21 protein-coding genes are annotated in these 26,403 nt (G+C 37.4%); 10 read left to right on the top strand and 11 right to left on the bottom strand.

Annotated elements, in window-relative coordinates; all coding sequences use genetic code 11:
• Nucleotides 1–35: 35 nt before the first annotated feature.
• The 4 genes from CPS_RS19190 to trxA all read right to left on the bottom strand — a co-directional run bounded on the left by CPS_RS19190 (nt 36) and on the right by trxA (nt 3,533).
• On the bottom strand, nt 36–608 hold the full coding sequence (locus CPS_RS19190; RefSeq protein ID WP_011045016.1) for a GNAT family N-acetyltransferase: 573 nt from the start codon (nt 606–608) through the stop codon (nt 36–38).
• 104 nt (nt 609–712) lie between these two features.
• Nucleotides 713–1,666, bottom strand: a complete 954-nt coding sequence (locus tag CPS_RS19185) for a D-2-hydroxyacid dehydrogenase (RefSeq protein WP_011045015.1) — start codon at nt 1,664–1,666, stop codon at nt 713–715.
• Nucleotides 1,667–1,809: 143 nt separating this feature from the next.
• Nucleotides 1,810–3,015, bottom strand: a complete 1,206-nt coding sequence (locus CPS_RS19180) for an NnrS family protein (RefSeq protein WP_011045014.1) — start codon at nt 3,013–3,015, stop codon at nt 1,810–1,812.
• A 188-nt stretch (nt 3,016–3,203) separates the two neighbouring features.
• A complete protein-coding gene (trxA, locus tag CPS_RS19175) occupies nt 3,204–3,533 on the bottom strand; it encodes a thioredoxin (protein ID WP_138140320.1) in 330 nt (109 codons plus the stop codon).
• A gap of 215 nt (nt 3,534–3,748) precedes the next feature.
• Here trxA and CPS_RS19170 point away from each other — a divergent pair, with 215 nt between their 5' ends.
• The 5 genes from CPS_RS19170 (at nt 3,749) to CPS_RS19150 (ending at nt 11,424) form a co-directional block, all read left to right on the top strand.
• Nucleotides 3,749–4,687, top strand: coding sequence for a LysR family transcriptional regulator (locus CPS_RS19170; RefSeq protein ID WP_011045010.1), 939 nt, complete (start codon nt 3,749–3,751; stop codon nt 4,685–4,687).
• Between the two features lie 95 nt (nt 4,688–4,782).
• The gene (locus tag CPS_RS19165; RefSeq protein ID WP_011045009.1) at nt 4,783–5,472 is read left to right on the top strand and encodes an alpha/beta hydrolase; all 690 of its coding nucleotides are present in this window, start codon (nt 4,783–4,785) and stop codon (nt 5,470–5,472) included.
• A 73-nt stretch (nt 5,473–5,545) separates the two neighbouring features.
• Complete coding sequence (locus tag CPS_RS19160; protein ID WP_011045008.1) at nt 5,546–6,472, top strand: tetratricopeptide repeat protein; 927 nt, start codon at nt 5,546–5,548, stop codon at nt 6,470–6,472.
• 568 nt (nt 6,473–7,040) lie between these two features.
• Complete coding sequence (locus CPS_RS19155) at nt 7,041–9,437, top strand: TonB-dependent receptor (protein ID WP_011045007.1); 2,397 nt, start codon at nt 7,041–7,043, stop codon at nt 9,435–9,437.
• A gap of 403 nt (nt 9,438–9,840) precedes the next feature.
• Entirely contained in the window at nt 9,841–11,424 is a 1,584-nt protein-coding gene (locus CPS_RS19150) for a tetratricopeptide repeat-containing sulfotransferase family protein (protein WP_011045006.1), read from the top strand.
• A gap of 382 nt (nt 11,425–11,806) precedes the next feature.
• On the opposite strand, the gene CPS_RS19145 is transcribed toward CPS_RS19150, so the two are convergent.
• Genes CPS_RS19145 through CPS_RS19135 form a run of 3 tightly spaced genes read right to left on the bottom strand, consistent with a single transcriptional unit; the run spans nt 11,807 to nt 15,327 of the window.
• Entirely contained in the window at nt 11,807–13,180 is a 1,374-nt protein-coding gene (locus CPS_RS19145) for a sigma 54-interacting transcriptional regulator (RefSeq protein ID WP_011045003.1), read from the bottom strand.
• A gap of 15 nt (nt 13,181–13,195) precedes the next feature.
• The gene (locus CPS_RS19140) at nt 13,196–13,795 is read right to left on the bottom strand and encodes a hypothetical protein (protein WP_011045002.1); all 600 of its coding nucleotides are present in this window, start codon (nt 13,793–13,795) and stop codon (nt 13,196–13,198) included.
• The gene (locus CPS_RS19135) at nt 13,792–15,327 is read right to left on the bottom strand and encodes a HAMP domain-containing sensor histidine kinase (RefSeq protein WP_011045001.1); all 1,536 of its coding nucleotides are present in this window, start codon (nt 15,325–15,327) and stop codon (nt 13,792–13,794) included. The genes CPS_RS19140 and CPS_RS19135 overlap by 4 nt, the downstream gene beginning before the upstream one ends.
• Before the next feature lie 353 nt (nt 15,328–15,680).
• Between CPS_RS19135 and CPS_RS19130 the strand changes: the two genes are divergently transcribed.
• Both CPS_RS19130 and CPS_RS19125 read left to right on the top strand, forming a co-directional pair.
• Nucleotides 15,681–16,049: a hypothetical protein gene (locus CPS_RS19130; protein WP_011044999.1), complete on the top strand. Its 369-nt coding sequence runs from the start codon at nt 15,681–15,683 to the stop codon at nt 16,047–16,049.
• 612 nt (nt 16,050–16,661) lie between these two features.
• Complete coding sequence (locus CPS_RS19125; RefSeq protein WP_041737140.1) at nt 16,662–18,854, top strand: M3 family metallopeptidase; 2,193 nt, start codon at nt 16,662–16,664, stop codon at nt 18,852–18,854.
• A gap of 151 nt (nt 18,855–19,005) precedes the next feature.
• On the opposite strand, the gene CPS_RS19120 is transcribed toward CPS_RS19125, so the two are convergent.
• The gene (locus CPS_RS19120; protein ID WP_011044997.1) at nt 19,006–19,263 is read right to left on the bottom strand and encodes a DUF2164 domain-containing protein; all 258 of its coding nucleotides are present in this window, start codon (nt 19,261–19,263) and stop codon (nt 19,006–19,008) included.
• A gap of 194 nt (nt 19,264–19,457) precedes the next feature.
• Here CPS_RS19120 and CPS_RS19115 point away from each other — a divergent pair, with 194 nt between their 5' ends.
• Nucleotides 19,458–20,378 (top strand): putative porin, encoded by a 921-nt coding sequence (locus tag CPS_RS19115; protein ID WP_011044996.1) that lies wholly within the window; start codon nt 19,458–19,460, stop codon nt 20,376–20,378.
• Between the two features lie 139 nt (nt 20,379–20,517).
• Here the strand turns inward: CPS_RS19115 and CPS_RS19110 are convergent, their stop codons facing one another.
• Nucleotides 20,518–20,976, bottom strand: coding sequence for an Lrp/AsnC family transcriptional regulator (locus CPS_RS19110; RefSeq protein WP_011044995.1), 459 nt, complete (start codon nt 20,974–20,976; stop codon nt 20,518–20,520).
• Nucleotides 20,977–21,341: 365 nt separating this feature from the next.
• Between CPS_RS19110 and iscX the strand changes: the two genes are divergently transcribed.
• Together iscX and CPS_RS19100 are read left to right on the top strand one after the other, a co-directional pair.
• A complete protein-coding gene (gene iscX / locus CPS_RS19105; RefSeq protein ID WP_011044994.1) occupies nt 21,342–21,548 on the top strand; it encodes a Fe-S cluster assembly protein IscX in 207 nt (68 codons plus the stop codon).
• Between the two features lie 262 nt (nt 21,549–21,810).
• Nucleotides 21,811–23,499 (top strand): NAD-dependent malic enzyme, encoded by a 1,689-nt coding sequence (locus tag CPS_RS19100; protein WP_011044993.1) that lies wholly within the window; start codon nt 21,811–21,813, stop codon nt 23,497–23,499.
• Between the two features lie 130 nt (nt 23,500–23,629).
• Here CPS_RS19100 and CPS_RS19095 read toward each other — a convergent pair whose 3' ends face one another.
• Nucleotides 23,630–24,331, bottom strand: a complete 702-nt coding sequence (locus tag CPS_RS19095) for a response regulator transcription factor (protein WP_011044992.1) — start codon at nt 24,329–24,331, stop codon at nt 23,630–23,632.
• A gap of 24 nt (nt 24,332–24,355) precedes the next feature.
• Entirely contained in the window at nt 24,356–26,365 is a 2,010-nt protein-coding gene (locus CPS_RS23025; protein WP_011044991.1) for a cache domain-containing protein, read from the bottom strand.
• Nucleotides 26,366–26,403 lie beyond the last annotated feature (38 nt).

The raw sequence follows: 26,403 nt of genomic DNA, 5'->3' as shown, positions 1-26,403 counted from the left end.
GCAGAGAAAATTTGATATCAACAGTATATTAAGTATCAAAAATGAATAATCATTTCGGCAGCTTCACAATGACAATCATGCCCACATAAAATGCAGTTATAGCCTTGCTTACTCTCTTCATTCCACTTGTCAGGGTGTGATTTTATTAATTTTCCACCACATTTACTGAAATATGACACGGCGCTATTATTAGGACTCTGTTTCCATAAATGACTTATACCCGCTTGAGCGCCTTGATGCTGTGCAGCTTTTATAGCGAGTTGTAATAGTTGTTTACCAATGCCTAATCCACGGTATTTTTCATCAACGGTATTACATTTGAAATAACAGCAATGCTGGCTATCTACTTGCCATAAGTCTGGACTGCACCATTGATCTATTTGCCATTGATTGGCTGAATAAGTACTTCGAAAGCCGATAACTTGGTCATCAAGCAGAGCAACAAAACTACAGTTAATGTTATTCACTATGCCTTTATTGGTCCACTCAACAATTTTCTCATCATCTAAATAACCATCGCCATGAACCGAATTAGCGAGTGTAATAACTTGTGAAAAATATTTTGCTGTTAGCGGCAAATATTTAATGGTGTCTTTTTTAAGTGTCATGATTTTCTTAACGCATAATTGATTATCTCAAGGCTAAGATAGCAAAGCTTTAACTAACTTGCAGTGAAATTTACTTATCACTTAGTTGGATTAACTGAGTTAATTCAAGTTAAACGATTTAATTGTTCGCCTTGGGTAAAGGCAATAATATTTTGGCTTAATAAATCAATCAAACGCTGTTGAGCTTCACTGCTAGCCCAAGCGATATGTGCGGTTATTTTTAAATTAGAAAGCTTGTTATTAAGTAGTATGTGATCAGCTGGAGGCGGCTCTTGTGATAATACATCTAAAATAGCATAGGCAATTTCTTTTGTTTTTAAAGCATCCAATAACGCAGGTTCATCAATTAATGCACCTCGAGCAGTATTAACTAATACGGCAGTATTTTTCATGCGAGCTAGTACACTTTCATTAATGAAGTTTTCAGTTTCAGGGGTTTGTGGGCAATGTAAACTGATAATATCAGCCTCTTCAATAACCTGTTCAAAAGAAACTCGCTCTGCGCGAATAGTGCTGGCCTGAGGGCGTTCACTAATGAGCACTTTCATATTGAAAGCCTGTGCTATATCAACAACAGCTTTACCTAAACTTCCGTAACCAATAATACCGAGTGTTTTTCCTGCTAATTCGCTGATGCTATTACCGTGATAGCAAAAAGTATCATTTCTTGACCATAAACCTTGTTCCGTGTTGCTATTATGGTGACTCGTTTGTTGATAATACTCGAGTAATTGGGCAAAAACATATTGTGCAACAGATTGCCCTGCGTAACCGCTAACATTCGTTACGGCAATATCTAAGTGACGAGCAGCTTCAATATCTACATTGTTATAACCCGTTGCGCTGATACAGATGAGCTTTACGTTTGGTAAGGCAGATAGCATTTCTGCCGTTAACTGTACCTTATTGGTAATAATAATATCTGCATCTAGGCAGCGCTTTATAACCTCATTAGGTGATGTATTGGCATAACAAACTAACTGGCTTACCTGTTGTTCAATGACAGAAAAATCAATGGTAGAACTGAAGGTTTGTTCATCTAAAAATACTGCACGCATGTTGTTTACTCTATTTTTATTAATTTGTTTATAGTTGCCCAATAAAAATAAGCTAGGTAATTCGAATAGAACTAGCTAGCTTATTTACTTATTTAGGTACAACAAAACATTGCTGTCATGGTAGATAGTTAGTGTAAATCACTCTATCCAGGTCGACCATCTTTTCTTGCGTTTATTAACATAGGACCGTAACCCGCAATAAAGATAACAAAAGCAATAATCCAAAACCCACCACTGATATCAATAAATAATAACGTTTTTTCAGGAACAGCCCAAGGGCCAAAAGAACGTACCAGTGCAGCTAAGTTAATTAATATATAGGCAAGGGTCATTGATTTTGGTGGTGTTAATGGACGCCCTGTATGACCTAAAGACACACGCGAAATCATGGCTAAAATCATACCGCCAATACCGCCAATAGTCAGTAAGTGCCAAACATGATTACTTGGTACTTCAGGTATTAAATAACTTGCACCAAGTACGAATAAACCGAAGCAGATAAATTTCATAGCGCCGTGAATAGACCATAAAAGAGGAACATGTAACGTTATCCAAGGACGCCATCTTACCCAGCGCATCGTTTGAAATACGCTAGCAATGATAAGTAATACGCCGAAGAATGTTGCCGAAAAACCCACTATCGGTTCTAGTAGGAGACTGAACATAGCAATAGCTAAACTTCCATTGGCGGCTTTATCTAACCAAGGTAGTGGCGCTGCTTTCTCGGTTTTTGTGCCATTGGCTGTAAACATAGGCGCAACACGACCAGCCATTACTGACATTAAAAAGGTCACTAACATAACGCCCGCATAACCAGAATATACGCTATTGAATGTTGTAGGGTAATGTATTGCTAAGTGCATCTCTAAATTAGCGATGGTGAATAAAGCGAGAAGCGGTACGAAGAACAAATTACGGTATTGCTTCATAGCAATAATTGGTTTAGCTAAGACATACGCAACAGTTGGTAGAAAAAGTAGGTCAATTAAACTGCTTAGTGATGAACCAAGTAAATCAGGCACGACTAGCAAAGTGCGACCCGCTAACCAGAGCAAGAACAAAGCGAGTAATGTATTGCCTTGAGCGCCTCTAACGCCAGTCCAGTTTTGTACAGCAGTTAATAAAAAACCTGCAATAATAGCGCCGCCAAAACCAAAAATCATCTCATGAATGTGCCACCAATAACCACCGCCCAAAGGTGATAAGCTAATTGTTCCCTTATACATTAATAGCCAAAGCGTAATGGCGAAAATGCTAAATAACGCCCCGCTTAGAAAAAAAGGTCTAAAACCTAAGCGTAAAAGCGGTGGGATTTTTTGTTCTGTTTTTAAGTCGGTGATTTGCATCATTTGCGTGCCTTGTATACATCTAAGATATTACGACGATATTTTGAGGAATGATTGTTAAGAATGATTGTAATGAATAGTCAGTAGTGATGCCCGAAATAGATCAAGGTATGGTCAATAATATTGTGCAGGTAACGAAAATAGTTAGGTTATCAGGTGTTGATAGCCTAACTAGATAACGGGAAAGTTTATTACTGTTGAACGAACTTTGTCACTTGGCTGACAGAAGCGGCTCCAACTTGTGTAGCGACTAACTCTCCTTTGTTCATTAAAAGCAATGTAGGAATACCTCGAATACCAAACTCAGCCATCAATTCTTGACTGTTATCAGCGTTGATTTTTATAACTTTAATGTCTTCATGTTCTTGTGCTATTTGCTCAACAACAGGTGCTAGCATTTTACATGGTGCACACCACGGAGCATAAAAATCGATTAATACCTTGCCTGAGGCTTGTTCTACTTCTTGATAAAATTGTTCGGCTAAAATCTCTTCAACTTTAATCATTGTTTCTGTGCTCATGATGTACTCCATTATGTTGTTTTTTTGGTAAAGGTTTAGCAAATATTTACCAATTATTTAGTAAAGGCTAGCTAATTGCTTTCTAACTAATTCGTACGTTCTAGATAATTAGTGGGTGATTAGTTAGAAGGTGCAGTGTACTGAAGTTGCAATTACTTTATTAGATGTGTTTAATGGGATTCATTGTTCTAAAAATGAAACAATAGAAAGGGAATATGAAATTGAGCAATTTAGATGATTTGCATTTATTTGTTAGTTTAGTCGAAGCGGGATCTTTTACCGCAGCAGCAAAAGATCTAGGTATAGCAAAGTCTAAGTTAAGTCGGCGTTTAGTGTTGCTAGAGAAAAAACTAGGCTGTGAGCTTCTTCTACGTACTACGCGAAAGCAAGAGCTTACCGATAGTGGTCGATTACTTTTTTGTGCCAGCAAAGAGCATATAGATGCCTTAACTAAGGTAGAGGAGGAGCTTTCTTCATCACTACATCAGCCCCAAGGTAAGCTGAATATTTTATTACCCTTAGAGTTTTTTAATCAAATTATAAGTACGTTAATTGGTGATTTTTTAAGTCGCTATCCTAAAATTCACTTACATTGTCAGCATTACTCAGGATCAGTGCCTGAATTTGATCCCAAGTTTGATCTTTGTTTTGTCTTGCATGAACAAGCGTTGCCAACAACAAACTGGATTGCTAAAGAGTTGTTGAGTTTTCCACAATCTATTTATTATTCACCGACAATGTCGTCGAAGCTAGCAAGTAAGTTGCTTCAAGAAAAAGCAACTAAACCAGAACAACTTAGCCAGCATGACTGCATATTAGAAGAGGAAGGTCAGCCGTGGCACTTTCGTAATGGTGATAAAATTGAGCAAGTTAATGTTAACGGCAGAGTGGTACTGTCTAGTCCAGAAATGCGTCTTCGTGCGGCGGAGCAGGGCTTAGGTCTGTGTAAATTACCGGACTATGTTTTAAAAAATAGTGTGCTAAAAAACAGAGTATTAAAGGACAATTCACAAGCGCAATCACTTCAACGACTATCGCTAAGCCATGAGAGTGTTGCACAGCGTTTGAGTGTGCTTTATCAAAATCGCCATGTTGCCAGTAAAACCAGAACATTTTTAGACTACTTTCAAAGTCATGTAGGGCAATTATTGTGAACCTTATCGGAGTAGTTGAGATGCAGTTTTGCCACAGACACAAACGATTGTTATGATGTGGCATCTTCTTATTAACGAATAAATCATTGAATTTTATGTCAGCAACATCACTTGAACGAATTACCATAGAACCTGAAACTCCAGCAACTTCCTGTGTCATCTGGTTACATGGTTTGGGAGACTCAGGTGCCGGCTTTGCACCTATTGTCCCTATATTTTCTTTACCAGAAAATCACGGTATACGCTTTATTTTCCCTCATGCACCTGAGCAAGCCGTAACCATTAACCAAGGTTATGTTATGCGATCTTGGTATGATATCAAAAGCCTAGATTTACATAACCGTGCTGATATGGACGGTGTTTTAGCCTCTGAAAAAAAGGTGCAGGCGTTAATCCAAGAACAAATTGATTCGGGTATAGCTGCTAAAAATATCGTATTAGCTGGTTTTAGCCAAGGTGGTGTTTTGAGTTTATTTACGGGTTTACGTTTTGGGCAAAGCTTAGCGGGTATCTTGGCATTATCTTGTTATTTACCAACATCAGATACTTTACCAGAGCTATGTCATAGTGCTAATGCAGCGACGCCTATTTTACAAAATCATGGTGAGCGAGATGATGTCGTGCCAATGAGTGCAGGTAAAATGGCAAATACCTTATTAACAGCGGCTGATTATGATGTGACTTGGAAAAGTTATGCAATGGATCATTCGGTGTTACCAGATCAGCTAAGGGATATTTCTGCTTGGTTACAAGCGAGGTTGCTAGGTCATCAAATCCCTATTTAGTGATATAAATAGGGTTAATTTCTTTGCATTGTGGCTTTGTTTGTAATTGACACATAAATATTGAGGATGGTGGATGGACAGGGTAAAAAAAAGAAACGGTGTGGATAATACCGTGAAGGCAGCAATAAGGCTGAGGCCAGATAATGGCTGGTTTAACAGCCAATATTTTACTGTTGCTAACGTGCTGAAAATCGTAGTTTTTATAACACTATGTTTTTTTATCTATCAAAAATCTACCCAGTCTCAACAAGAAAAGGATGATAGTTTACTCTACCTCGCCAGCCCTAAAGTAGATGACATTTACTTTTTAGATTTCAGAATTCTCAGTGATAACCTTAGACCAAATGAAAAATATAGAATTGCCAAAGTAGTCGATATTACCGGTGATGTGGTAACACTACTTTATGGCAACATCTTTTACCTGCGCCAACAATCGCTAAAAGATAGCATTCGTTATGGTCAGTTAAGGTATAAAGATTATTTTGAATCTAAGCGTTATGACTTATCGTTAATGCAGATAAAGACAATGCATGACTCTGGCGCTATTTATATGGTCAAACGTCCAGATAAAAATATGCTGTTCGGGAATTATGTTAATGATCCTAAAACGGAACTAAGTACTAATTTGTATATTCCAGGTAAGCGTGAAAACCTCGCAGGTCTAAGTTTGCTAAAATCTGACTACCTTGAAGATAATGTAGAACAAGCTTTTGAGCGTTTTAGTAGTTCAGGCCAGTTAGGTTTTGCACCAGGGCAAGTAAATCTAGGGCAAATGTACTTGAATGGTAATTATATTGATAAGGATCTCACTCAAGCGCTGTATTGGTTTAAACAAGCAGCACTTCAAAGTGATAAAGCAGGCGTGCTTAAGTACGTTATTGTTTGTCGGCAGGTTAGTTATTGCCAAGAGGGTGACTTTTACCAAGAGTTATTAGATGCTGGCGTAAATATAAAAGTGAGAGAAATCGACTTTACCTTATCAGCCAATGAAATAGGTTAAATTTGTACAATCTACGTAGACTAATCTCCTTTAGTCTACGTAATTCTATCGAGAAGTTACTGGCTATAAAAGCTGAGGCTTACCTCGTTCATAAAAATAAGCACATTACTTCAAGCCATTATGGTATTTGTTTATTATTAAATCGGTCTACAATTTTGTTAGCTTTGTCAGGAAGGTTAATTTACCTGACTCAGTTCCCTCTCTATTTTCCTTTCATGTATTTACCTCTTAGTAAAAATAGTTATGCGAAAAATAATCCAACAAACTAATTGAAATATTTAGAGTTAAATTATTTAAAGCAGTTGTTAGCCACATAAGATGAGTTTTTCTTTATGCTCCTAAGTTTTTATTTAATTATTATAGGTAGGTAGTTATTCAATAAAACTGCATAACCATATATAATGCCGTTTAAGATAGAATAGCTGTCATAAATACAATGATTTAGTGTTAAGACCTGCTATTTCTTCATAATAAAATTGATATTTGAATCAGAAAAACTTTCAAATAGTGAAATAATTAACTATAAGAAGTGGCTATAAGCCATATATATAATTTCGGAACAGACCACATGAAAGTAAAAAAATCGCAGGTATTTAAAAAGTCTACACTATGCTTAGCATTGAGCTCTGCACTGGCTTTACCGGTAAATAGTTATGCAGAAGAGTCTGCAGCGGATGGTATAGAGCGTATCCAAGTGACGGCCTCTCGTCGAGCATCCACCGTGCAAGAGGCGCCTTTAAATATCACGGCACTGGATGGTGATGTGATGAAAGATCAAAATATAACTCAGTTATCTGATGTTGCTCGTTGGGTGCCAGGCTTAAGTGTTGCTGATCAAGGTGGTCGTACAGGTTCTCCAATTATTGTTCGTGGTTTAAATACCAATTCTTCCGGTCCTGATTCTGATGCAGGTACTGTTGCCACATACATTGGCGAAATTCCCCTTGTTGTCGATATGAAACTTATTGATGTTGAACGTGTCGAGGTTTTAATTGGTCCACAAGGCACTTTATATGGCGCGGGCACGCTTGGCGGCGCTATCCGTTATTTACCCAATAAGCCGATACTAGACGAAACATCAGGCTCACTTTATGGTGATTTTTTTACCTTATCTGAAAGTGATGATACCGGTGGGGAAGCTGGTTTTGTGTTTAATACGCCACTTATTGACGATGAATTAGCAGTACGTTTTGCCGTTAATTATTTGGATGAACCTGGCTATATTGATTACAATTATGTGGTTCGAGAAGGTGGCGTGTCATTACCTGACCCTGATTGGTCAGATACTGATGCCGTTGACAGTAACTTGAGACAAGTGGCAGACGCTAATTTTGAGCAAACAACGACGGCAAAAGCGATGATTCGCTGGCAACCCAATGATATTTTCGATGCAACCTTGTCTTACTTTTATCAAAAACAAGAAATTGGTGGCCGTTCGATCGTTCATCACAATAGTTTAAGTGAAACGAATCCTTTATCTACTGTGATAGGTGAATATGAATCAGGTTATCGTTACCAAGAGCCAAGAGAAAAAGAAGATACTTTACTTAGTTTAGAAATGACTGTTGATTTAGGTTTTGCGGAGCTGACTTCTGCAACCGGTTATTCAGAATTTGAAGCCCTTGGCCAGCGCGATCAAACCGATTTATTGATTCGTTTAGATTATAGCTATGAAGAATTCCCAGGCTTCTCTGCGTTTACGCGAGAAGTTGATGAAGCTGAAAATTTCACCCAAGAAATTCGTTTAGTCTCTACGGGAGATTCAGCATTCTCTTGGATAGTTGGTGCTTATTATAATAAATTTGAAAGCTTTAACGATAGTCGTGAGTTCACACCGGGTTTTGATCAATACGCGGTTGATAACTTTGGAGCAGAGCAGTTACGTCCTGACTCTCTGGAATATGTCTCTGTGGATAAAGCAGAAATTACTGAGTCGGCACTTTTTGGTGAAATTACCTATAGCGTAACGGATAAGTTAACTCTGATGTTGGGAGCACGCTTCTATCAATATGATGTCGTCGCTCAATCTGATGCGGATTTACCTTTGTTAAACACGATTTATGATGCGAGTTATGATCCAACCTTCATTGATATAGAACTAATGGAGTCGAAAGCTGATGATGATGGCAGCCTATTTAAAGTTAATGCCAGTTATCAATTCAGTGATGATGTCATGGGGTACGCCACGATAAGTGAAGGCTTTCGAATTGGTGGCTCAAATGGAATCGCCGCTTGTGATGAAGATATTGGACAGCAGCAAAGCGTTTGTGCTCAACCTGATGAATTATTGTATGAGCCAGATACCACCACAAACTACGAGTTAGGCTTTAAGAGCACTTGGTTCAGTAACCAATTACACTTTAATGCCGCACTCTTTATGGTGGAGTGGGACAATGCTCAAATTGAGGGAGCAACGGAAGTTGGTCAACAACCTTATACCTCTAATGCGGGTGAAGCTGAAGCGTCAGGGGTTGAAATATCAAGTAGAGCGATGTTGACGGATAGTCTTATTGCTTATGCAACTTATGCTTATACTAAGGCAGAATTGACCAGTGATGATGTTCCTGATATTGGTTTTTCAGGAGATCGCTTACCCGGTTCACCAGAGCAACAATTTTCATTAGGTGCAACCTATTCAACTGAAGTTTTTGGTGGTACAGGTTTAGATGTTAACTATGGTTTAACCTATCAAAGTGATGTTTATTCTAAAGTTGGACTACGAAATAATGGCGAAGCATTACCTGGTTATGCGTTAAGTAATATGTCGGCACGATTCTCTGAAGATGCTTGGTCGGTGACCTTATACGTAGATAACATGTTTGATAAGTATGCCTACAGCTCTGTACGCCGCGATGTTGGTGATATAACTACTGCAAACGACCCCGCAATTCAGCGTAATTATGGCCACTACCTAATTACGCCACGTAAAGTTGGCGTGCGTTTTGATTACTTATTTGACCTATAATATCCATTAACTTAATGAGAGTTATGAGGTTTAATACACATAGACTTTCAATAAGAGATGTTTTATTTAGCAAAAACTAGCGATTGAAAGTATGAACACAAAAACACAGTATTATTAAGCTTAGCTAAATGATACTGTGTTTTTTTATGCTTTACTTAGTGATTTATCAATGGATATACTTATACCAATCAGACGAACTAAGTAATATTTTTAAATGGCCTAATTATCCAATAACATCGTTGCTTTCAATCCCAATAGTCAGCTATTACTCAATCAAGCGCCTTGTTATTGAAAAATTATTTTCATTGCTGATGTGGCACTGAAGTTGAACCATTAATTAATCTGAACGATATTAATCTAAGCCTTTCCATGATTATCAGTAACCAATTTAAGTATCCGATGCATGTCTAGCACAATAAAAGTATTACACCAGCAAGCACAACAAGCCTTAAATCAAGGTTTGTATCAACAGGCACACCAACATTTAATTTCAATTTTACAGCAAGATAAGTATTTTGCTGACGCCTATTTTTTATTAGCTATGATTGCCAGTGCCCATCATAATTTGGCAAAAGCAATTGAATTAATTAAACAAGCTAATAGTCTTGCTCCTAATAACCCTGAGTATTTATCACAACTTGCCAAACATTATGCGCTCGAAAATAATCATGTTGAAGCACTGTACTTTGCAGAACTTGCCGCTAAGTTAATTGCTCAATTAACGGTTCAATCCTCACTAACCTTAGATACGCTTGGCGTAGCGTATAGTCAAATGGGATTGCATGAAAAAGCCGTTAAATTTTTTAAAAAATCAGTCGCTATTAATGACAGAAATCCAAATTACTTTTTTAATTTAGGTGCTTCATTAAAATTCATTGGTGACTTTGAGGGGGCTAGAAAAGCCTATAAAAAAACTATTTCAATGGCGCCCAATTATTACAAAGCACATTCAGCATTGACGGGTTTAGGCGGAATATCAGAAGACTACAATCATATTCCTCTACTTGAGCGATTATTTAAGCAAACGCAACATGCGGACGACAGGTTACATATAGGCCACGCTCTAGCACGTGAATATGAAGCCTTAGAAGATTTTGACAAAGCATTTTACTACTTGGAAACAGCTAAAAAATTCAAACTTGAACAATTGAAGTACAACATTGATGAAGACAAAACGCTGTTCAAGAGTCTTGCAAGCCACTTTAAAGACAGCAAGTATTCCCTATCTCAAGGCTTCGAAACAGATGAAGCAATATTTGTCGTGGGCATGCCAAGATCAGGTACCACCTTGGTTGAACGAATCATTTCACAACATACTGACGTAACTAGTGCAGGGGAGTTGCAACACTTTGGTTTATTAGTTAAAAAGATGACTAAAACCACTAGTAATCGTGTGATCGATGCAGAGACGGTAACAGCAACAAAAGATATAAATTTTAAAGCGTTAGGTAAAGCGTATATTGAAAGTACGAGAGCGATAACGGGTAAAACAGCAAGGTTTGTCGATAAGATGCCATTAAATGTACTTTATGTTGGTTTTATCCTACAAGCATTACCCAAGGCAAAAATCATCTGCTTGGATAGAAACCCATTGGACACTATTGTGAGTAATTTCAGACAGCTTTTTTCTGTTAATCAATCGTACTACAGTTATGCGTATGATCTGCAAACTACGACAGAATTCTATTTGTTATTCAAACAACTCGCGGAATTGTGGTTAGCACTTTTTCCTGACAATTTTTATTTAATTAATTATGAGAAATTGGTTAACGATCCTATCAATGAAGCTAAGCAGCTTATTGAGTTTTGTGATCTTTCTTGGCAAGAACAATGTGTTGATATTCATCAAAACTCAGCACCCGTTGCGACTGCTAGCGCGCTACAAGTACGTAGTCCTATTAATAATCGTTCAGTAGATAACTGGAAAAAATACGATGCTTATCTTGATGGTGTAAAAAAGAGTTTAGCCACTAAGGTCGATACTTAATCGTTTCAATCAATGGATTATTATACGGTTCGAGAGCTAGACCCTAAGCTCTCGCTTGATGAAGTATTACCATTCAAGCACTCTGAAACCTGCATCTTGATTGGTAACGGGTATATACCTAAACGACATGAAGGTGCAGGTTTCAACTGGAATTAGAAACGTTTTTAGGCAAGGCATTGATTGAAGAGAATAGTTATTCTATTGTCGAAATTAATAACGCAGTATAAGGCGTTTCTAAACCAGCCCTACGGAGATATCTAAGCAAACCATGCTCTTCGTTGCCTCCTTTTTCAAGGGAATAGCCCTTAATAAAATGAGGCTCCTTGATCATGAATCGCTCAGGTGTCCTGAAACACGCATCTTCAAGTCGCTTGGGTATAAGTTACTCTTCTCGGTATGATTCAGCGACTAGATGATGACGATTTAACAACTTATAAAACTCAGTACGGTTACGTTGAGCAATTCGAGCTGCCTGTGATACATTTCCTGCGGTAATTTTTAATAATTTTGATAAGTAATCTCGCTCAAAATGATCACGTGCTTGCTGAAAAGAGGGAAACTGAGTTGAATCATCACGCAGCGCATTTTTTACTAAATTTGCACTGATAATGCTTTCACTAGACAGCGCAATACTTTGCTCTATAACATTTTGCAGCTGTCTAATATTACCCGGCCAAGGGGCACTAATAAGTAATTCCATGGCTTCTTGATTGATGCTTTTGATAGGGACATTCGATCGAGCAACTGCTTGATTTAAGAAATATTGTACCAACAATGGAATATCTTCTCGTCGTTGCGCCAAAGTAGGTAATTCCAACTCAACTACATTAAGTCGGTAGTACAAATCTTCTCTAAAGGTATTGGCTTTAATGGCATTGGTTAAATTAACATGGGTTGCTGAAATGATGCGAACATCGACCTTTACCGCTTGTGTACTACCTACCGGCCTGACTTCTCGTTCCTGTAAAACCCGTAGAAGTTTTACCTGAAAGCTAAGTGGCATATCACCAATTTCATCTAAAAATAAAGTACCGCCATTGGTGGCTTGAAATAAACCTTGGTGATTTCGCTCTGCACCAGTAAACGCCCCTTTAATGTGACCAAACAATTCAGACTCAAGGAGTTGTTCAGGTATAGCGGCACAATTGATTGCCGTGAATACCTTATTTTTCCTGTTACTCGCTTGGTGAATTGCTTTTGCCAATAGCTCTTTACCGGTACCGCTTTGGCTATGAATAAGTACACTAAAATCACTGTTAGCTACTTGTTTAGCTTGTTGTAATAGTGAAGTCATCACAGTACTTCGGCTAATTATATTATTTCGCCATAGCTCTGTTTCTCCGGTTTTCTCATTCTGTGAAGGCTGTAATCGTATGGCTTGTTCAACGGTATCAAGTAGCTCTTGGCTTTCAAAAGGTTTAGTTAAAAAACTAAACACACCTTGTTTAGTGGCGTTAATTGCATCTGGAATGGTGCCATGAGCAGTCATAATGACGACAGGAATATTAGGATGCTGTATTCTAATTTGTTCGAATAAAGCCATGCCATCCATGCCTTCCATACGCAAATCACTAATAACTACTTGAGGAATAAAATTTTGTAATCTTCCTAAAGCAATTTTTGCATTGGCGGCAGACTCAACATCATATCCTGCCGCAGATAAACGAATACCAAGTAAACGTAATAAACTTGGGTCATCATCCACTATCAGTATTTTGGCTGAATTACTGGTAACTGTTTGGTTGCTTAGGCTCATAAAATGTTATCTCTCTTAGCCACGTTCGTTAATGTTTTTATCAATTTTTTTGAGTAATATAAGTTGTTTATTTACATGTTCTAATTGTTGGTTCAGTTGTTCAATGGTTACGTTATGTTTATCGTTCTGCTCATTATATTCTTTATCTGAGAGTGACTGTTTTTCAAGTAAACGAAGTTGAATATTTAATTGATCTCTTAATAACATGATAAAAGCTAAGTTGCTTTGACTCATTTCATTGCTTGCTAATAGATGCTCATTTAGCAGGCTTTTTGCTTTGTAAGGCTGATACAGCCCCGGATTTGGCAAACTATAGAGTAGAATGAGTTTGCTTTGACTAAGCGTTTTGTCATTGAGTTGATTAGTCATTAAGGACTGCAGCTTTTTCTCTTCTGACATAAGCTGCTTATTATTTAGGGTTTTTAAGGTTAAATAATACTGACTATATTCGACCGAATTATTAGTAATAGTCTTTTCATTATGTGTAATAACCGTTGGCTCAGTCACTTGGCAAGCGGTTGATAAACTAGTTAATAGCAAAATAAGTGCAATCGAAAAATACTGTTTAGCTGGTCTAATTGCTGAATTTTTTACGCTCAGGTTAGGTCTTTTCATAATTCATTATCTGTTTGTGTATTAGGTAAAGTGATGGTGATACAGGCGCCGCTCTCATTAGCCGCGCTAATTTTCCTTGCTGGTATAACTTCGATTTTACCATTAAGGCGAAGTAATAGCTCTTTGACTATGGTAAGCCCTAAGCCACTACCTTTTATCTGGCTATTGATCGGTGCTTTACCTTGATAAAAAGCATCAAATACTTTTTCGCTAAGTGATGGGTCTATCCCCGGTCCTTGGTCAATTATGTTAATAGTTATGCATTCCTTGCTGCTGCTATAAGTTATGGTGATATCTCCATTCACCGGAGAATATTTTATCGCATTAGAGAGAATATTATCTAGAATGACACTGAGTTGTTTACTGTTGCTGTAAACAAAATACGGACTGTTATTACACTTCATGGTCAAATTCTTCGACTTTATATCGAGTTTTCGAACATTACAGGCATCGTTTATTAACTCAGACAAACTAATTTTCTCTAAGCCATGAAGGCTTGTTGAATCAAGAACAATATTGAAATCGAGTAAGTCTTCAATTAAACGCTGGAGACGATTAACACTCACGCGAATAATATCGCAAATTTCTTGCTGGTCCTCATTGAGCGGGCCAACACTATTATCATAAATAAGCTCGGTGCCTTCCCTAATTGCGGCAAGTGGTGTTTTTAATTCATGGGATATATGACGGATAAAACTCGACTTTTGTAACTCAAGTGCATGTAGCCGTTGGCGCATATTTTCTAGCGCATCTGCTATTTCCCTGACTTCAGCAGGGCCGTGTAAGTTAATTTCTTGTTCAAAACTACCTTGCTCAAGCAATTGAATTTCATCAGTGAGCCGTTTTAATGGTTTGGTGATCAAAATGATAAATACACCGGCAATTAGCAAAGTGATAGGGATAATATATAAACGCTCAAGAATGTTATCGCTAATTTCTTCGGTGGTCTGTTGTATATCTAAAACCTGTTGATTAACAACAAAAGTACTGCGTTTCTCTAGCTGCTCATTGATAAGCTGTAATGGTTTAAATTCTTGTTGGATTTCTTCTAATGAAAACGTATCGATATTCTCGTTTAGCATCAGTTCTTTTATTCTATCACTTTCAGCTTTCAACGACGTTAACTGCTCTTTTAGTACTTTATCTTGCTGTTTAGCCGATGTTTCTTGAATTATATCTATTAACGCTTTGTGGTGACCACTAAATATGGCAAGCAATTCATCGTCTTTGAGTACTACAAATTGACTTGCAGAGCGCTCTAGTTTGGCAATAGTTTCATCCAACTTACTGTTAAGTTGTGTCAATTGCGCAACATTATAAATAGCGCTAGTACTTTTTTGGGCTAATTCACTGGCTTTATTAGCGCCAAAAATCAACGCCATTACTAATGGCATTGCAACGAAGGTAAAACCAATTAACGTTAGTTTCTTAATAGAAATTTTATTAAGGAATGATAGGCTAAAACCAAAAAAAGAAAGTGTTAACTGCCTTGGTAATCGCTTACTTTTTTTTGGGTTGTTAAGTGAAGTCATAAAATCTAGCCTAAACGCTTTACATGGTTACATCTGAGTACCCTTTGTATGACAAAAATAAAGTAAAAACAAGGGTGTCTTTATTTTGAGACAAGGATAAATGATAATTTTAACTTTCTTAAGTCTTTGTAAAATAATGTTTTCTTTTGTTTTTTTATTTAACAATAACTGGCAATATTTTATTGTGTTGTTATTTGGTGACACTTTAGTACGTTATTAATGCATCATTTGTTAATTAAATTCTTTTAAATCAAATGGTTATATTGTTTGGCATGCTCTGTGCTAAACCTTGGTTGATAATGGATTTAACTAGCGCTTATAAAACGCTTTAATATTAAAAAAGAGGATTCACCATGGATAGTATCAGTTTAACTCAAGTAACCGCATTTGTAGTAGCCGTAAGTATGGCATCTTTTTTCGTCAATGCTGATGATGAACTCGCGTATAGCAATGAAGATAATACCGTCGTGAATGCTGAAAACTCGGCTAACGCAGAAGCAATTACAGCAGCTATCGAAGAAGTAAAAGAGCCAAGCGATAAATTTACTTTTACTTCATTAGACATCGACAAAAATGGCATGTTAAGCCGACAAGAAGTTGTTGATGGAGAAAATAGATGGTTAGTGAAGTCCTTCACAAATATAGATAGTAATGCTGACAACTCAGTGACAGAACAAGAGTTAGTTGATTTTGTCGCTAAAAAGGCGGCGCTTACTAAATAGTAAGTAAATAACAAGTAAACAGCGAGTAGTACTTGCTCGTGACAGTTTTAGGGGAGCCCCCAACCCCATATCAAATCAGTTAGTCATCTTTCTTAAGGACTGAGAAAGTTTCTGCATCGATTTGGTATATACCCTTTCTCTCCCCTTGGGTCGGCTACTTAGGTAGTCGGCCTTTTTTATGTGTTGTAACATATAATATACCCGTTACCATTCAAAATGCAGGTTTCAGAGTACTTGAGCTATTTCAATTCAAGACGCTGTGATGAAATAATGGTTATTCAGGAGAATTGCTCCTGCATTCTCTAATAACACCATCCATGTAGCGTCATTATAAATCACATCAACGATGGAGTAATGTTGCTCAAGCGCTTCTTTGATGGGGGTAAAATCACTTTATACGGCGTTTAATAATCAAAGCATAGAATGACTATGCTTTGATTATTTGCCTTGCCTAAAGTGGTTTTAATTCCCACTGAAATCCTCACTTTGATTGGTAATGGGTATAAATGAGATTAACCGCTTTGATACTGCGGTAGATGGTAATTACTGATATATCGCCTCTAGTTGATGCTTGGTATAGTAATGGCAATTACTATAAAAAGAGAATATTCAATGAAACCACTGTTTATCAAAGCATTTTTAGTTTCTAGTATTTTAATGGGTTGCTCAACAGCAACAGAAGTTACCGATGTAAAGCCAGCAGCTAACACAGTAACTAAAGCTACTGTCAGTGTTCAAGCGGTAAAAGAATCCGAAGCACTTCTCTTAGCTAAATGGCAAGGGCCTTTTCAGGGCGTTCCTGCATTTGATCAAGTAACATTAGCAGGCCTAGTGCCAGCAATGGAAACAGCGATGGCGACTAATTTAGCTGAAATCGATTTAATTGCTAATAACCCCCAAGCGGCTACATTTGAAAATACAATTGTTGCTATGGAAAAAACGGGCAGTGACCTAGATAGAATTTTCACGTATTACGGTATTTGGAGTGCAAATAAATCAAGCAGTGAATTTAGAAAAATTGGTACAGAACTAGCACCGAAATTATCTACCTTTTCATCAAGGATCAAACAAAACAAAAAATTATTTAATCGTATTTCAGCTGTTTATAATTCTGATGAAGTTAAATCATTGAGTCCGGCAAAACAGCGTTTAGTTTTATTAACTTATAATAGTTTTTCACGTGATGGTGCGACATTAAATGATAGCGATAAAGAGCGTTATGCCGAAATTAATCAACGGTTAGCGCAGTTACAAACGAAGTTTGGTAATAACGTTTTAGCGGATGAAGAAAGTTATGTTGTTTACTTAACTAAAGCACAGTTGGGCGGCTTACCAGAGTCTATAGTAAATGTTGCCGCTGCTGCTGCGACTGAGCGAGATCATCAAGGTGAGTTTGCAATTACCAATACTCGCTCTTCTATGGACCCCTTTTTAACGTATTCAACAGAGCGTGCTTTAAGAAAACAGGTTTGGCAAAACTACTACAGCCGTGGTGATAATGGCGATGAGTTTGACAACAATGCCATCATTGCAGAAATATTACAGCTGCGTCATGAACGTGTCGGCTTATTAGGCTACAAAAACTATGCCTCGTGGCGATTAGAAGATCGCATGGCTAAATCACCAGAAAATGCGATCGCTTTAATGGAATCTGTTTGGCCAGCAGCCATTGCACGTGTTGATGAAGAAGTTGCTGATATGTTAGCTATTGGGAAAAAACAAGATGGGATAGAACAAGTACAAGCTTGGGATTACCGCTTTTATGCCGAGAAAGTACGTAAAGATAAATACGACCTAGACTCTGATGAAGTTAAACAGTATTTACAGTTAAATAATTTACGTGAAGCTATGTTTTATGTAGCAGGGCGCTTATTTAATTTTAATTTCGTGGAAGTGACTGATGGTTCAGTACCGGTATTTCATGAAGATGTTCGTGTTTGGGAAGTAAAAGATAAAACTTCAGGTGAGCATATTGGCCTATGGTATTTAGATCCATTCGCACGTAAAGGTAAACGTTCAGGGGCATGGGCGACTACCTATCGCTCTCACACTACCTTTGGCGGTAAGACAAATGTACTGTCTTCTAACAACTCTAACTTTTCTAAAGGTGTTGCTGGACAACCTACTTTGATTTCTTGGTCAGATGCAGAAACCTACTTCCATGAATTTGGTCATGCTTTACACTTTTTAGCCTCAAAAGTTGAGTACCCAACACTTAACTCTGGCGTGCGTGATTACACTGAATTTCAATCACAACTATTAGAGCGTTGGTTATCGACTGATGAAGTGATTGACAACTACCTTGTACATTACAAAACGGGCAAAGCCATGCCTAAAGCGCTTATAGCTAAAATTAAACAAGCAGCAACCTTTAATCAAGGCTTTAGCACTACTGAATATTTAGCGTCTGCTTTGGTTGATATGAAGTTTCATACTGTAGACCCTACAGGTATTGACCCAGATAAATTTGAGCGTAAAACACTAGCTGAATTAAAAATGCCTAAGCAAATTGTTATGCGTCATCGTAGTCCGCAATTTGGTCATATCTTTAGTAGTGAAGGGTATGCGTCAAGTTATTATGGTTATATGTGGGCTGAAGTCTTAACGTCTGATGCGGCAGAAGCTTTTGCAGAAGCTCCTGGTGGTTTTTACGATAAAGGTGTTGCCGATAAACTGGTAGAGCATTTATTTAGTGTCCGCAATGCGGTTGATCCAAGTGAAGCTTATCGTGCCTTTAGAGGTCGAGATGCAAAAGTAGAAGCATTAATGCGCGATCGCGGTTTTCCGGTAAAAACTAAAGATTAAAGATACGCTGTAAATAGCAGTAAGTATTACAGTAATTAAAACTCGCTTCGGCGAGTTTTTTATTGGTTTAAATTAGCCGACTAAAGCCATTATTATAGCTGCGAATTTCTGTGAAACTTTAAAGTGTCAATATTACTTGTACGATAAGAACTTAACTTATAGGCTTTTCTATTTCACTAATGCCTTCTTGTATCATTTCACTAACATTGTCCAGTTTAGCGGCAATAACCAATTGCGCATCAGACAAACCACGATTATAAAAGTGAGCGCCGACTTCTTTAGAAAAAAAGTCGAGTAAAAATTCAGCATCAAACTGACCAAGGTCTTGATCGAGCTCTTTGGCAAAATAGTCTTGAATCTTAATAACTAACTGCTCTGTTTCTGTACTTGAGAATTTTATTGTACTCATATTAAATCTGCAAAAGGGTATGAAAAAGTGATAAATGATATTTTATTATTATACCGGTTACCAATCAAGAAGCATGTTTCCTGCTAATTGTATGAAAAGTGTAAGATTCTTAGTGTATTGGTAGACGAGGGAAGTGGGAACTGTCATATTTACTTTGTTTTATATGGATATTACAATTAAAGGGATCTTACACATTGAAACTATCAAAACTATCAGCCTTAGCAGTTATTCTCCTAAGCAATACCGTACTTGCCGAAAGCTACCAGTCGTTTACGTCACTATCTTACGCCCATGAAAGTTACTTTGCTGATGCACCAGAATATGGATTTTACAATAAAGGTGATTCGGATAATTTTTCGTTATCCAGTAAATATTATTTTGATGAAAGGTTGGCACTCGGCCCTTTAAATGAGTTTGCTTACATTAATACTAGTAGTAATGTCTTTGCTTCGGCGGTCAACCGAAATAGGGATGGCTCTTCTTTAATGCATGGTCAGGACACTAATTTTGATTCAAGCGCTACTACCTACGGTATCGGTGGTCAATGGATAGTAAATAGCTTTATCATTGGCGCTAGTTACGACTATAACGAGTCAAAAGGTAAGTGGAATGATTATAGCTTTGATAACGATGATAGTGACGTCTCATTATTAATAGGGTATTTATTTTCTGATAATTTTCTTATTAGTGCTGGTTGTGAAGAAAATTTCGATAATATTTGTGGTTATACTATGAGTTATAATTGGCAGCTAGAGGGGACTGATTATATTGGCTTTAGCTATAATGCGAGTGATAATTTTGATATTAACGAACTTTCATCTCAATACTTTTTTAGCGTAGGAGAGCAAAGTTATCTCATGATTGGTGGTGAATACCTACATGATAATAGGGACTATTTTTTTGCTGATAATTACTGGAGTGTAAATGGCAGTTATTATTATGATACAAGAACATCTATTACCGCTTATTTTAGCGAAGATGATGCTTATGGTGTGAGTGCTAATTATTTCATTAATCAGAATTACTCAGTGCAAACGGGTTATAATTCAGTTGTGAACGAGAAAAATAGAAATGAATACGAAGGATATTATTTTAACGTTACAGCACAATTTTAGTAATGAATAAAAGTAAAACTCTCACTAATTAAGCCGCGCTACCCTATTGAATTACTGCTACATGTTTAATAGGGTCACTACTTAGGTGGTTTTATAAAGACTTATTGAGCAGCTGTTAGGTTTTCCCCATATTAAAAAGCTAAATATAATCAATAGGCAGGGCAGTGGTGTACTTTATTTCTTCCATAGCGAAACTTGAACTTATGTCAGAAAAATCTACCCGAGTGATAAGCTCTTTATAGAATCGGTCGTAGGCTTTCATATCGGGCACCACAACTCTAAGCAAGTAATCTACATCGCCACTCATGCGATAGAACTCGACAATTTCAGGGAAGTCTTCTGCAACTTTAGCAAAGGTCGTTAACCAATCGGGATTATGTTGATTAGTCTTTACCATAACAAAAATAGATAAACCCACGTTTAACTTTTCTGGATCCGCCAGGGCAACACGCCCTTTAATGACACCTGATTTTTCCATTGCTTGGATTCTTCGCCAACAAGGGGTCGTCGAAAGTCCCACTCGCTCAGCAATCTCGCTGGTTGATAAAGTACAATCTTTTTGTAAAATACTTAAAATGTGTTTATCAAAAGAGTCCATGCTTCAGCCTGTTTTTTATGTTTATTGATTATTTATGGAATTTAAAACCAATTATTCACTGTATATTAGCATTGTGTTGCTTATTTTGTGGTTATTTGGCTAATTTTGTTTTATGGTTTTAATCACTAAATACGTTAATATTGTGACAAGGTGTATTTTGTGGAGTGTGAATGAAGAGTAAACTTAAAAATTGGTGGCATACCGATTGCCCTTTTTGTCGAAAAGCAAGGTTGCTATTCATTTGGCTTATACTAATGTTAATTGTAGATTTCTTTTTCTTTCATTTGTTATTTTAGTGTTAAACGTATTGTTAAATACATAAGTATAAACTTACTAAAGTAACGGCTTCATTATAGGAAAACATCATGGCTACAGGACTACTTTGGAGTGATTCGCAAGAGATAGCGTTGGACTTAATTGAAGAGCATCCTAACGTTGACCCCTTTAAACTGCATTTCACTGATTTAAGACAGTGGGTACTTGATTTGGAACGTTTTGATGATGATCCTAAGCATTGCGGCGAGCGAGTATTAGAAGCGATTCAATTAGCTTGGATGGCAGAAGTAGATTAGTTCTGTTGCTTTGTCGATATTACTTTGACTGCACTGGCTTCAAATCATCAGCTAGTAGAGTCCTGCTGTTCTTGCTTATAATATATGCTGATTTCACATAGTAGAATCTAATTTTTTATCAAATAGATTCAACTAATTATTCTAATTTTTAACATATTCAACCATTCTCCTGCTTTGCAGCAGGTTCAATATCATTTATACTAATGGTATTATCAATTTCACCTATTTCGATTATTCACAAAACAAATAAGTAGTCATCCAAATGCCTCAATCTCAACGCCCACTTTACATCCCTTATGCCGGTCCATCATTATTAGAAACCCCTTTACTGAACAAGGGCAGTGCTTTTAGCAAAGAAGAACGCGGTAGTTTTAACCTAACTGGGCTTTTGCCACCACGCTTTGAAAGTATTGATGAACAAGCAGAGCGTGCATTTCGTCAGTACAGTTGTTTTCAAACTAACATCAATAAGCATATTTATTTACGTGCTATCCATGATAATAATGAAACGTTGTTTTTTAAATTGGTACAAAATAATCTGGCCGAAATGATGCCTATTATTTATACCCCAACGGTTGGCGATGCTTGTGAGCAGTTTTCTGATATTTACCGCAGCTCACGCGGTTTGTTTATCTCTTATGAAGATAGATTTAATATTGATGACATGCTGCGTAATGCGACTAAAAATAAAGTAAAAGTGATTGTAGTTACCGATGGTGAACGTATTTTGGGTCTTGGCGATCAAGGCATTGGCGGTATGGGTATTCCAATCGGTAAGCTCTCTCTTTATACCGCTTGTGGTGGTATTAGCCCAGCGCATACTTTGCCGGTAATGCTTGATGTAGGTACTAATAACCAGAAACTATTAGATGACCCTATGTACATGGGTGCTCGACATAAGCGTATCGATCAAGATTCCTATGATGAATTTTTAGAGTTATTTATCAGCGCAGTTAAACGTCGCTGGCCAAATGTTTTGTTGCAATTTGAAGATTTCGCACAGCCAAATGCGATGCCTTTATTGCAACGTTATAAAGATAGAATCTGTTGTTTTAATGATGATATTCAGGGAACTGCTTCGGTAACTGTTGGGACTTTACTGGCTGCTTGTCGTAGTAAAGGCTCTAAACTCTCAGAGTTGAATGTTGCTTTTGTTGGTGCAGGCTCTGCAGGTTGTGGTATTGCCGAACAAATTATCAGCCAGATGATGAATGAAGGCCTTGGTGCCGAGCAAGCCCGTAGCCAAGTGTTTATGGTTGATAGGTTTGGTTTGTTAACGCAGGGTATGGGCGAACTTCGTGATTTTCAGCAAAAACTAGTACAAAGCAATGAAGCCATCGCTGAGTGGGATATTGCTGGAGAGTTTGCCTCACTTGTTGAAGTAATGCACGGCGCTAAACCTGATATTCTTATTGGTGTCTCTGGCCAAGCGGGATTATTTACTGAAAAAGTTATTACCGCGATGAAGTCTCATTGTGAGATGCCGATAATCTTCCCGTTAAGTAATCCATCTCGTCAAGTTGAAGCAACACCTAGCCAAGTTATTAATTGGACACAAGGGCAAGTAATTATTGCAACAGGAAGCCCGTTTGATCCTATTGAGTATCAAGGAAAAACGTTCCCAATTGCTCAATGTAATAATAGTTACATCTTCCCTGGTGTTGGCTTAGCTGTTGTTGCGGCAAATATCAGTCGAATTACCGATGGGATGTTACAAGTGGCGAGTGAAACCTTAGCTGCGGCATCACCGCTTGCAAATGGCGAGTCTGATGAGTTATTGCCACCGTTAACGTCTATTGCACAATTAAGTAGGGATATTGCTTTTGCTATTGCTAAAGTAGCTTATAAACAAGGATTAGCATTGGAGCTAACTGATGATGAGTTGTTAGCAAAAATAGAGCATAATTTTTGGAAACCTGAATATCGTCAATACCGTAGAACAAGCTTGTAATATTCGGTGACTGCTTAATTAACCTCAACTATGCTTAAGCAGAATTGAGGTTATTGAGTCATGTTCAAAAGCAAAGTAGCGAACTCACTAATGTTTAGAATACGTTAGTTTACTTTGCTAGCAACATAACTTACTGCCAAGTGACTTCCAAAGTAAAAATATACCCTGCACCGTACACCGTTTTAATGATTTTGGGGTTTTTATGATCGTGTTCTATTTTTTTTCTTAATCTCGACATTCTAACGTCAATACTCCGGTCGAAAGATGTTGCATCTTCGCTCAGTAAACGCTCTCGTGATAATATTTGTCTGGGGGCATTCAGTAATACCATCAGTATTTCAGTTTCAGCAGCGCTTAGCATAAAGCTATCGCCCTTGTTGTTGGCTAAAGTCAGTGTTGATTGTTCAAATGTCCAATCGCCAAAGCTTGCGGTATGAAGTGATGTGATAGGTGATTCATTGACTACAATCCGACGAATGATACTTTTTACTCGAGCAACGAGTTCTCGCGGATCGAAAGGTTTACTAATATAATCATCAGCACCAAGCTCCAAGCCTAAGACTTTATCGGGCAAGCTGTTACGACCTGATAAAATAATAACGCCAATTTTTTTATCATCAAAAAGCTTCTTCACTAATGACAAACCATCCATATCAGGCAAACCAAGATCAATAATACAAAGTGATGGTAACTGTTTTTTAATTGCCAATAGGGCTTGTTCGCCTGTAGTGAATGCTTGCGCACTGAAGTTATAACGCTCCAGTTCTTGGCAAACTAAGTCACATATTTCGGCTTCATCATCGATAACGTAAATTAAGGGTTTAGTATTCACAAGTGTTATCACCTCGATTCTTTTTTATTGTAATGCTTGAAATAACTTACTTGCCACAAAAGGTTTTTTTAACAAAATAGGCGTGTCTTTATTGGGTTTTTGCTGCTGTTGAAAATAGCCACTCATGAGTACAATCTTACAGTTAGGGGAGCGACTTTTTAGCAAGGTAGCCAGTTCAAAACCATCCTTATTACCCGGCATACTAATATCTGAAACCATACCATATAAGTCATTAATAGTATCAATAAGTTGCTCGGCTTCATCACTATCATTTGCCTCGATAACATTTAGGCCAAATGAAATTAACTGCTCTCTAATAATCGCGCGAACATCATGATCATCTTCAACTAATAAAATCAGTTTATTCGAGAAGCCAGTTTCTTTCGTTATTCTTGTATCGTCATGAAGTATTGCTTTTGAGTTGTTTTCTTCTTCATAAGTAAGTAAGGGCAATAATAACGATATTTTAGCGCCGCCATTTTGTTGGTTAGCAATGCGAATATAACCTTGGGATTGTTTGATAAAGCCAAACACCATACTCAAGCCAAGACCCGAGCCTTGGTGAGTATCTTTGGTAGTAAAAAAGGGTTCGAATGCTTTGTTTATTGCTTGTTCTGAGAAACCATTACCATCATCAGTGATAGTGACATCAAGGTAGTCCCCGAAGGTGACTTCTTCATCAAACTGTAAAAATTCATTCACTACTCTTTTATTGACAATGATAGTGATAATCCCGCCATTTGGCATGGCATCTTTGGCATTTAACACCAAATTAATTAAACAATTCTCTAGCTGATTAGCATCGACATAAACCTGCAAATTGTCACATGAATAATCTATGTTAATTGTAATTTTACTGGGTAAAGAACCTTTTAATAATTCGATTGTTTCGTCAATTAATGCCTTTATATTCACTCTACAAGGCACTAAATATTGTCTTCGGGAAAAGGCTAATAAACGGTTAGTAATGTCACTGCCTTTACGTGAGGCTTTTATTGCAGGCAACAAGCGTAATAATAATGGCCTATTATTCTCATTATCTTGTTGTGCTGCGAGTAGGTTACCTAAAATAATAGTGAGTATATTATTAAAGTCGTGGGCTAATCCGCCAGCAAGTTGCCCAACAGCATTGATGTGCTGTACTTGTGCTAATTGCTGTTGTGCTTGTTGACTCTCGCTCAGTGCTTGTTGTAGTTGTGCATTGGTTGTGGCTAACGTTTGTGTACGTGAGGCAACTTTTAAATCAAGCATTTCAATATTCTCACGCATTTGCTCTACCATGTCGTCAAAGGCTTTGCCTAAAATACCTAATTCATCGGTACGTGATATTCCACTGGTTACGGTTAAGTCGCCTTGACTCACTTTTCTGGCTATTAAAGCCAGTGTATTGATTGGTTTGGTTACCCAATAGGAAAAAATTAACGCTAAAAAAATTGCACACATGAAGGTAATAAAACCCATGGTTAAAATGCGCTGGCTAAGCAGTTTTCCGCTGCTTTGCAATTCGTCGATATAGACAGAAGAACAAATATACCAACCCAGTTCAGGTAGGTGTCGTACCAAGGATAATTTACTATAGCTATAGTTATTGGCATCGCTAGGTTTATCCCAAAGATATTCAAGCTCTTTTCCGGTATCGGCAACAGCAATGAGCTCTTGTAAAATGGGCTTTCCTGTTTTTGGATCTTTAAGCTGTAAAGCGTTGGTGCCGTTAATATTGGGGTTAGGGTGATGCAGCATATTTCCTTGTTCATCAAAAATGAAAAGGTAACCCGTCTTGGCAATGACACTATTTTTGATTATTTGACGTAGTCTATGAACAACTTCTTCTTTTTGAGGTTTTAGGTTGAGTTGCATGGTACTGGCTAACTCAAAGACATTATTCAAGACTAGACGACTGGCATTTTTTTCAATTTTGTAGACTTCTTTATTAATTAAAGGCACTGAATACCAATAAATACCAATAAGTAATACGAGTAAAATAGAGGTGATGGCAGAAAAGAAAGTACGGGACAATTTTTGCTGTAAAAACATTAGTCACCTAGTTCAAATAAACGATAAAATAATTAAAT

Origin of the sequence: Colwellia psychrerythraea 34H, from assembly GCF_000012325.1 — a bacterium.
Lineage (GTDB): Bacteria > Pseudomonadota > Gammaproteobacteria > Enterobacterales > Alteromonadaceae > Colwellia > Colwellia psychrerythraea_A.
Note: the sequence above shows the minus strand (reverse complement) of the source record. Positions and strands in the feature narration are given on the sequence as shown.

What these genes read in the sequence shown, in the direction of transcription:
- CPS_RS19170 (WP_011045010.1), top strand. Translation starts at nt 3,749, where the DNA reads ATGAAATTGAGCAATTTAGATGATTTGCATTTATTTGTTAGTTTAGTC.
- CPS_RS19140 (WP_011045002.1), bottom strand. Translation starts at nt 13,795, where the DNA reads ATGAAAAGACCTAACCTGAGCGTAAAAAATTCAGCAATTAGACCAGCT.
- CPS_RS19100 (WP_011044993.1), top strand. Translation starts at nt 21,811, where the DNA reads ATGCCTCAATCTCAACGCCCACTTTACATCCCTTATGCCGGTCCATCA.
- CPS_RS19165 (WP_011045009.1), top strand. Translation starts at nt 4,783, where the DNA reads ATGTCAGCAACATCACTTGAACGAATTACCATAGAACCTGAAACTCCA.
- trxA (WP_138140320.1), bottom strand. Translation starts at nt 3,533, where the DNA reads ATGAGCACAGAAACAATGATTAAAGTTGAAGAGATTTTAGCCGAACAA.
- CPS_RS23025 (WP_011044991.1), bottom strand. Translation starts at nt 26,365, where the DNA reads ATGTTTTTACAGCAAAAATTGTCCCGTACTTTCTTTTCTGCCATCACC.
- CPS_RS19190 (WP_011045016.1), bottom strand. Translation starts at nt 608, where the DNA reads ATGACACTTAAAAAAGACACCATTAAATATTTGCCGCTAACAGCAAAA.
- iscX (WP_011044994.1), top strand. Translation starts at nt 21,342, where the DNA reads ATGGCTACAGGACTACTTTGGAGTGATTCGCAAGAGATAGCGTTGGAC.
- CPS_RS19180 (WP_011045014.1), bottom strand. Translation starts at nt 3,015, where the DNA reads ATGATGCAAATCACCGACTTAAAAACAGAACAAAAAATCCCACCGCTT.
- CPS_RS19125 (WP_041737140.1), top strand. Translation starts at nt 16,662, where the DNA reads ATGAAACCACTGTTTATCAAAGCATTTTTAGTTTCTAGTATTTTAATG.
- CPS_RS19120 (WP_011044997.1), bottom strand. Translation starts at nt 19,263, where the DNA reads ATGAGTACAATAAAATTCTCAAGTACAGAAACAGAGCAGTTAGTTATT.
- CPS_RS19160 (WP_011045008.1), top strand. Translation starts at nt 5,546, where the DNA reads ATGGACAGGGTAAAAAAAAGAAACGGTGTGGATAATACCGTGAAGGCA.
- CPS_RS19130 (WP_011044999.1), top strand. Translation starts at nt 15,681, where the DNA reads ATGGATAGTATCAGTTTAACTCAAGTAACCGCATTTGTAGTAGCCGTA.
- CPS_RS19145 (WP_011045003.1), bottom strand. Translation starts at nt 13,180, where the DNA reads ATGAGCCTAAGCAACCAAACAGTTACCAGTAATTCAGCCAAAATACTG.
- CPS_RS19150 (WP_011045006.1), top strand. Translation starts at nt 9,841, where the DNA reads ATGTCTAGCACAATAAAAGTATTACACCAGCAAGCACAACAAGCCTTA.
- CPS_RS19135 (WP_011045001.1), bottom strand. Translation starts at nt 15,327, where the DNA reads ATGACTTCACTTAACAACCCAAAAAAAAGTAAGCGATTACCAAGGCAG.
- CPS_RS19110 (WP_011044995.1), bottom strand. Translation starts at nt 20,976, where the DNA reads ATGGACTCTTTTGATAAACACATTTTAAGTATTTTACAAAAAGATTGT.
- CPS_RS19155 (WP_011045007.1), top strand. Translation starts at nt 7,041, where the DNA reads ATGAAAGTAAAAAAATCGCAGGTATTTAAAAAGTCTACACTATGCTTA.
- CPS_RS19185 (WP_011045015.1), bottom strand. Translation starts at nt 1,666, where the DNA reads ATGCGTGCAGTATTTTTAGATGAACAAACCTTCAGTTCTACCATTGAT.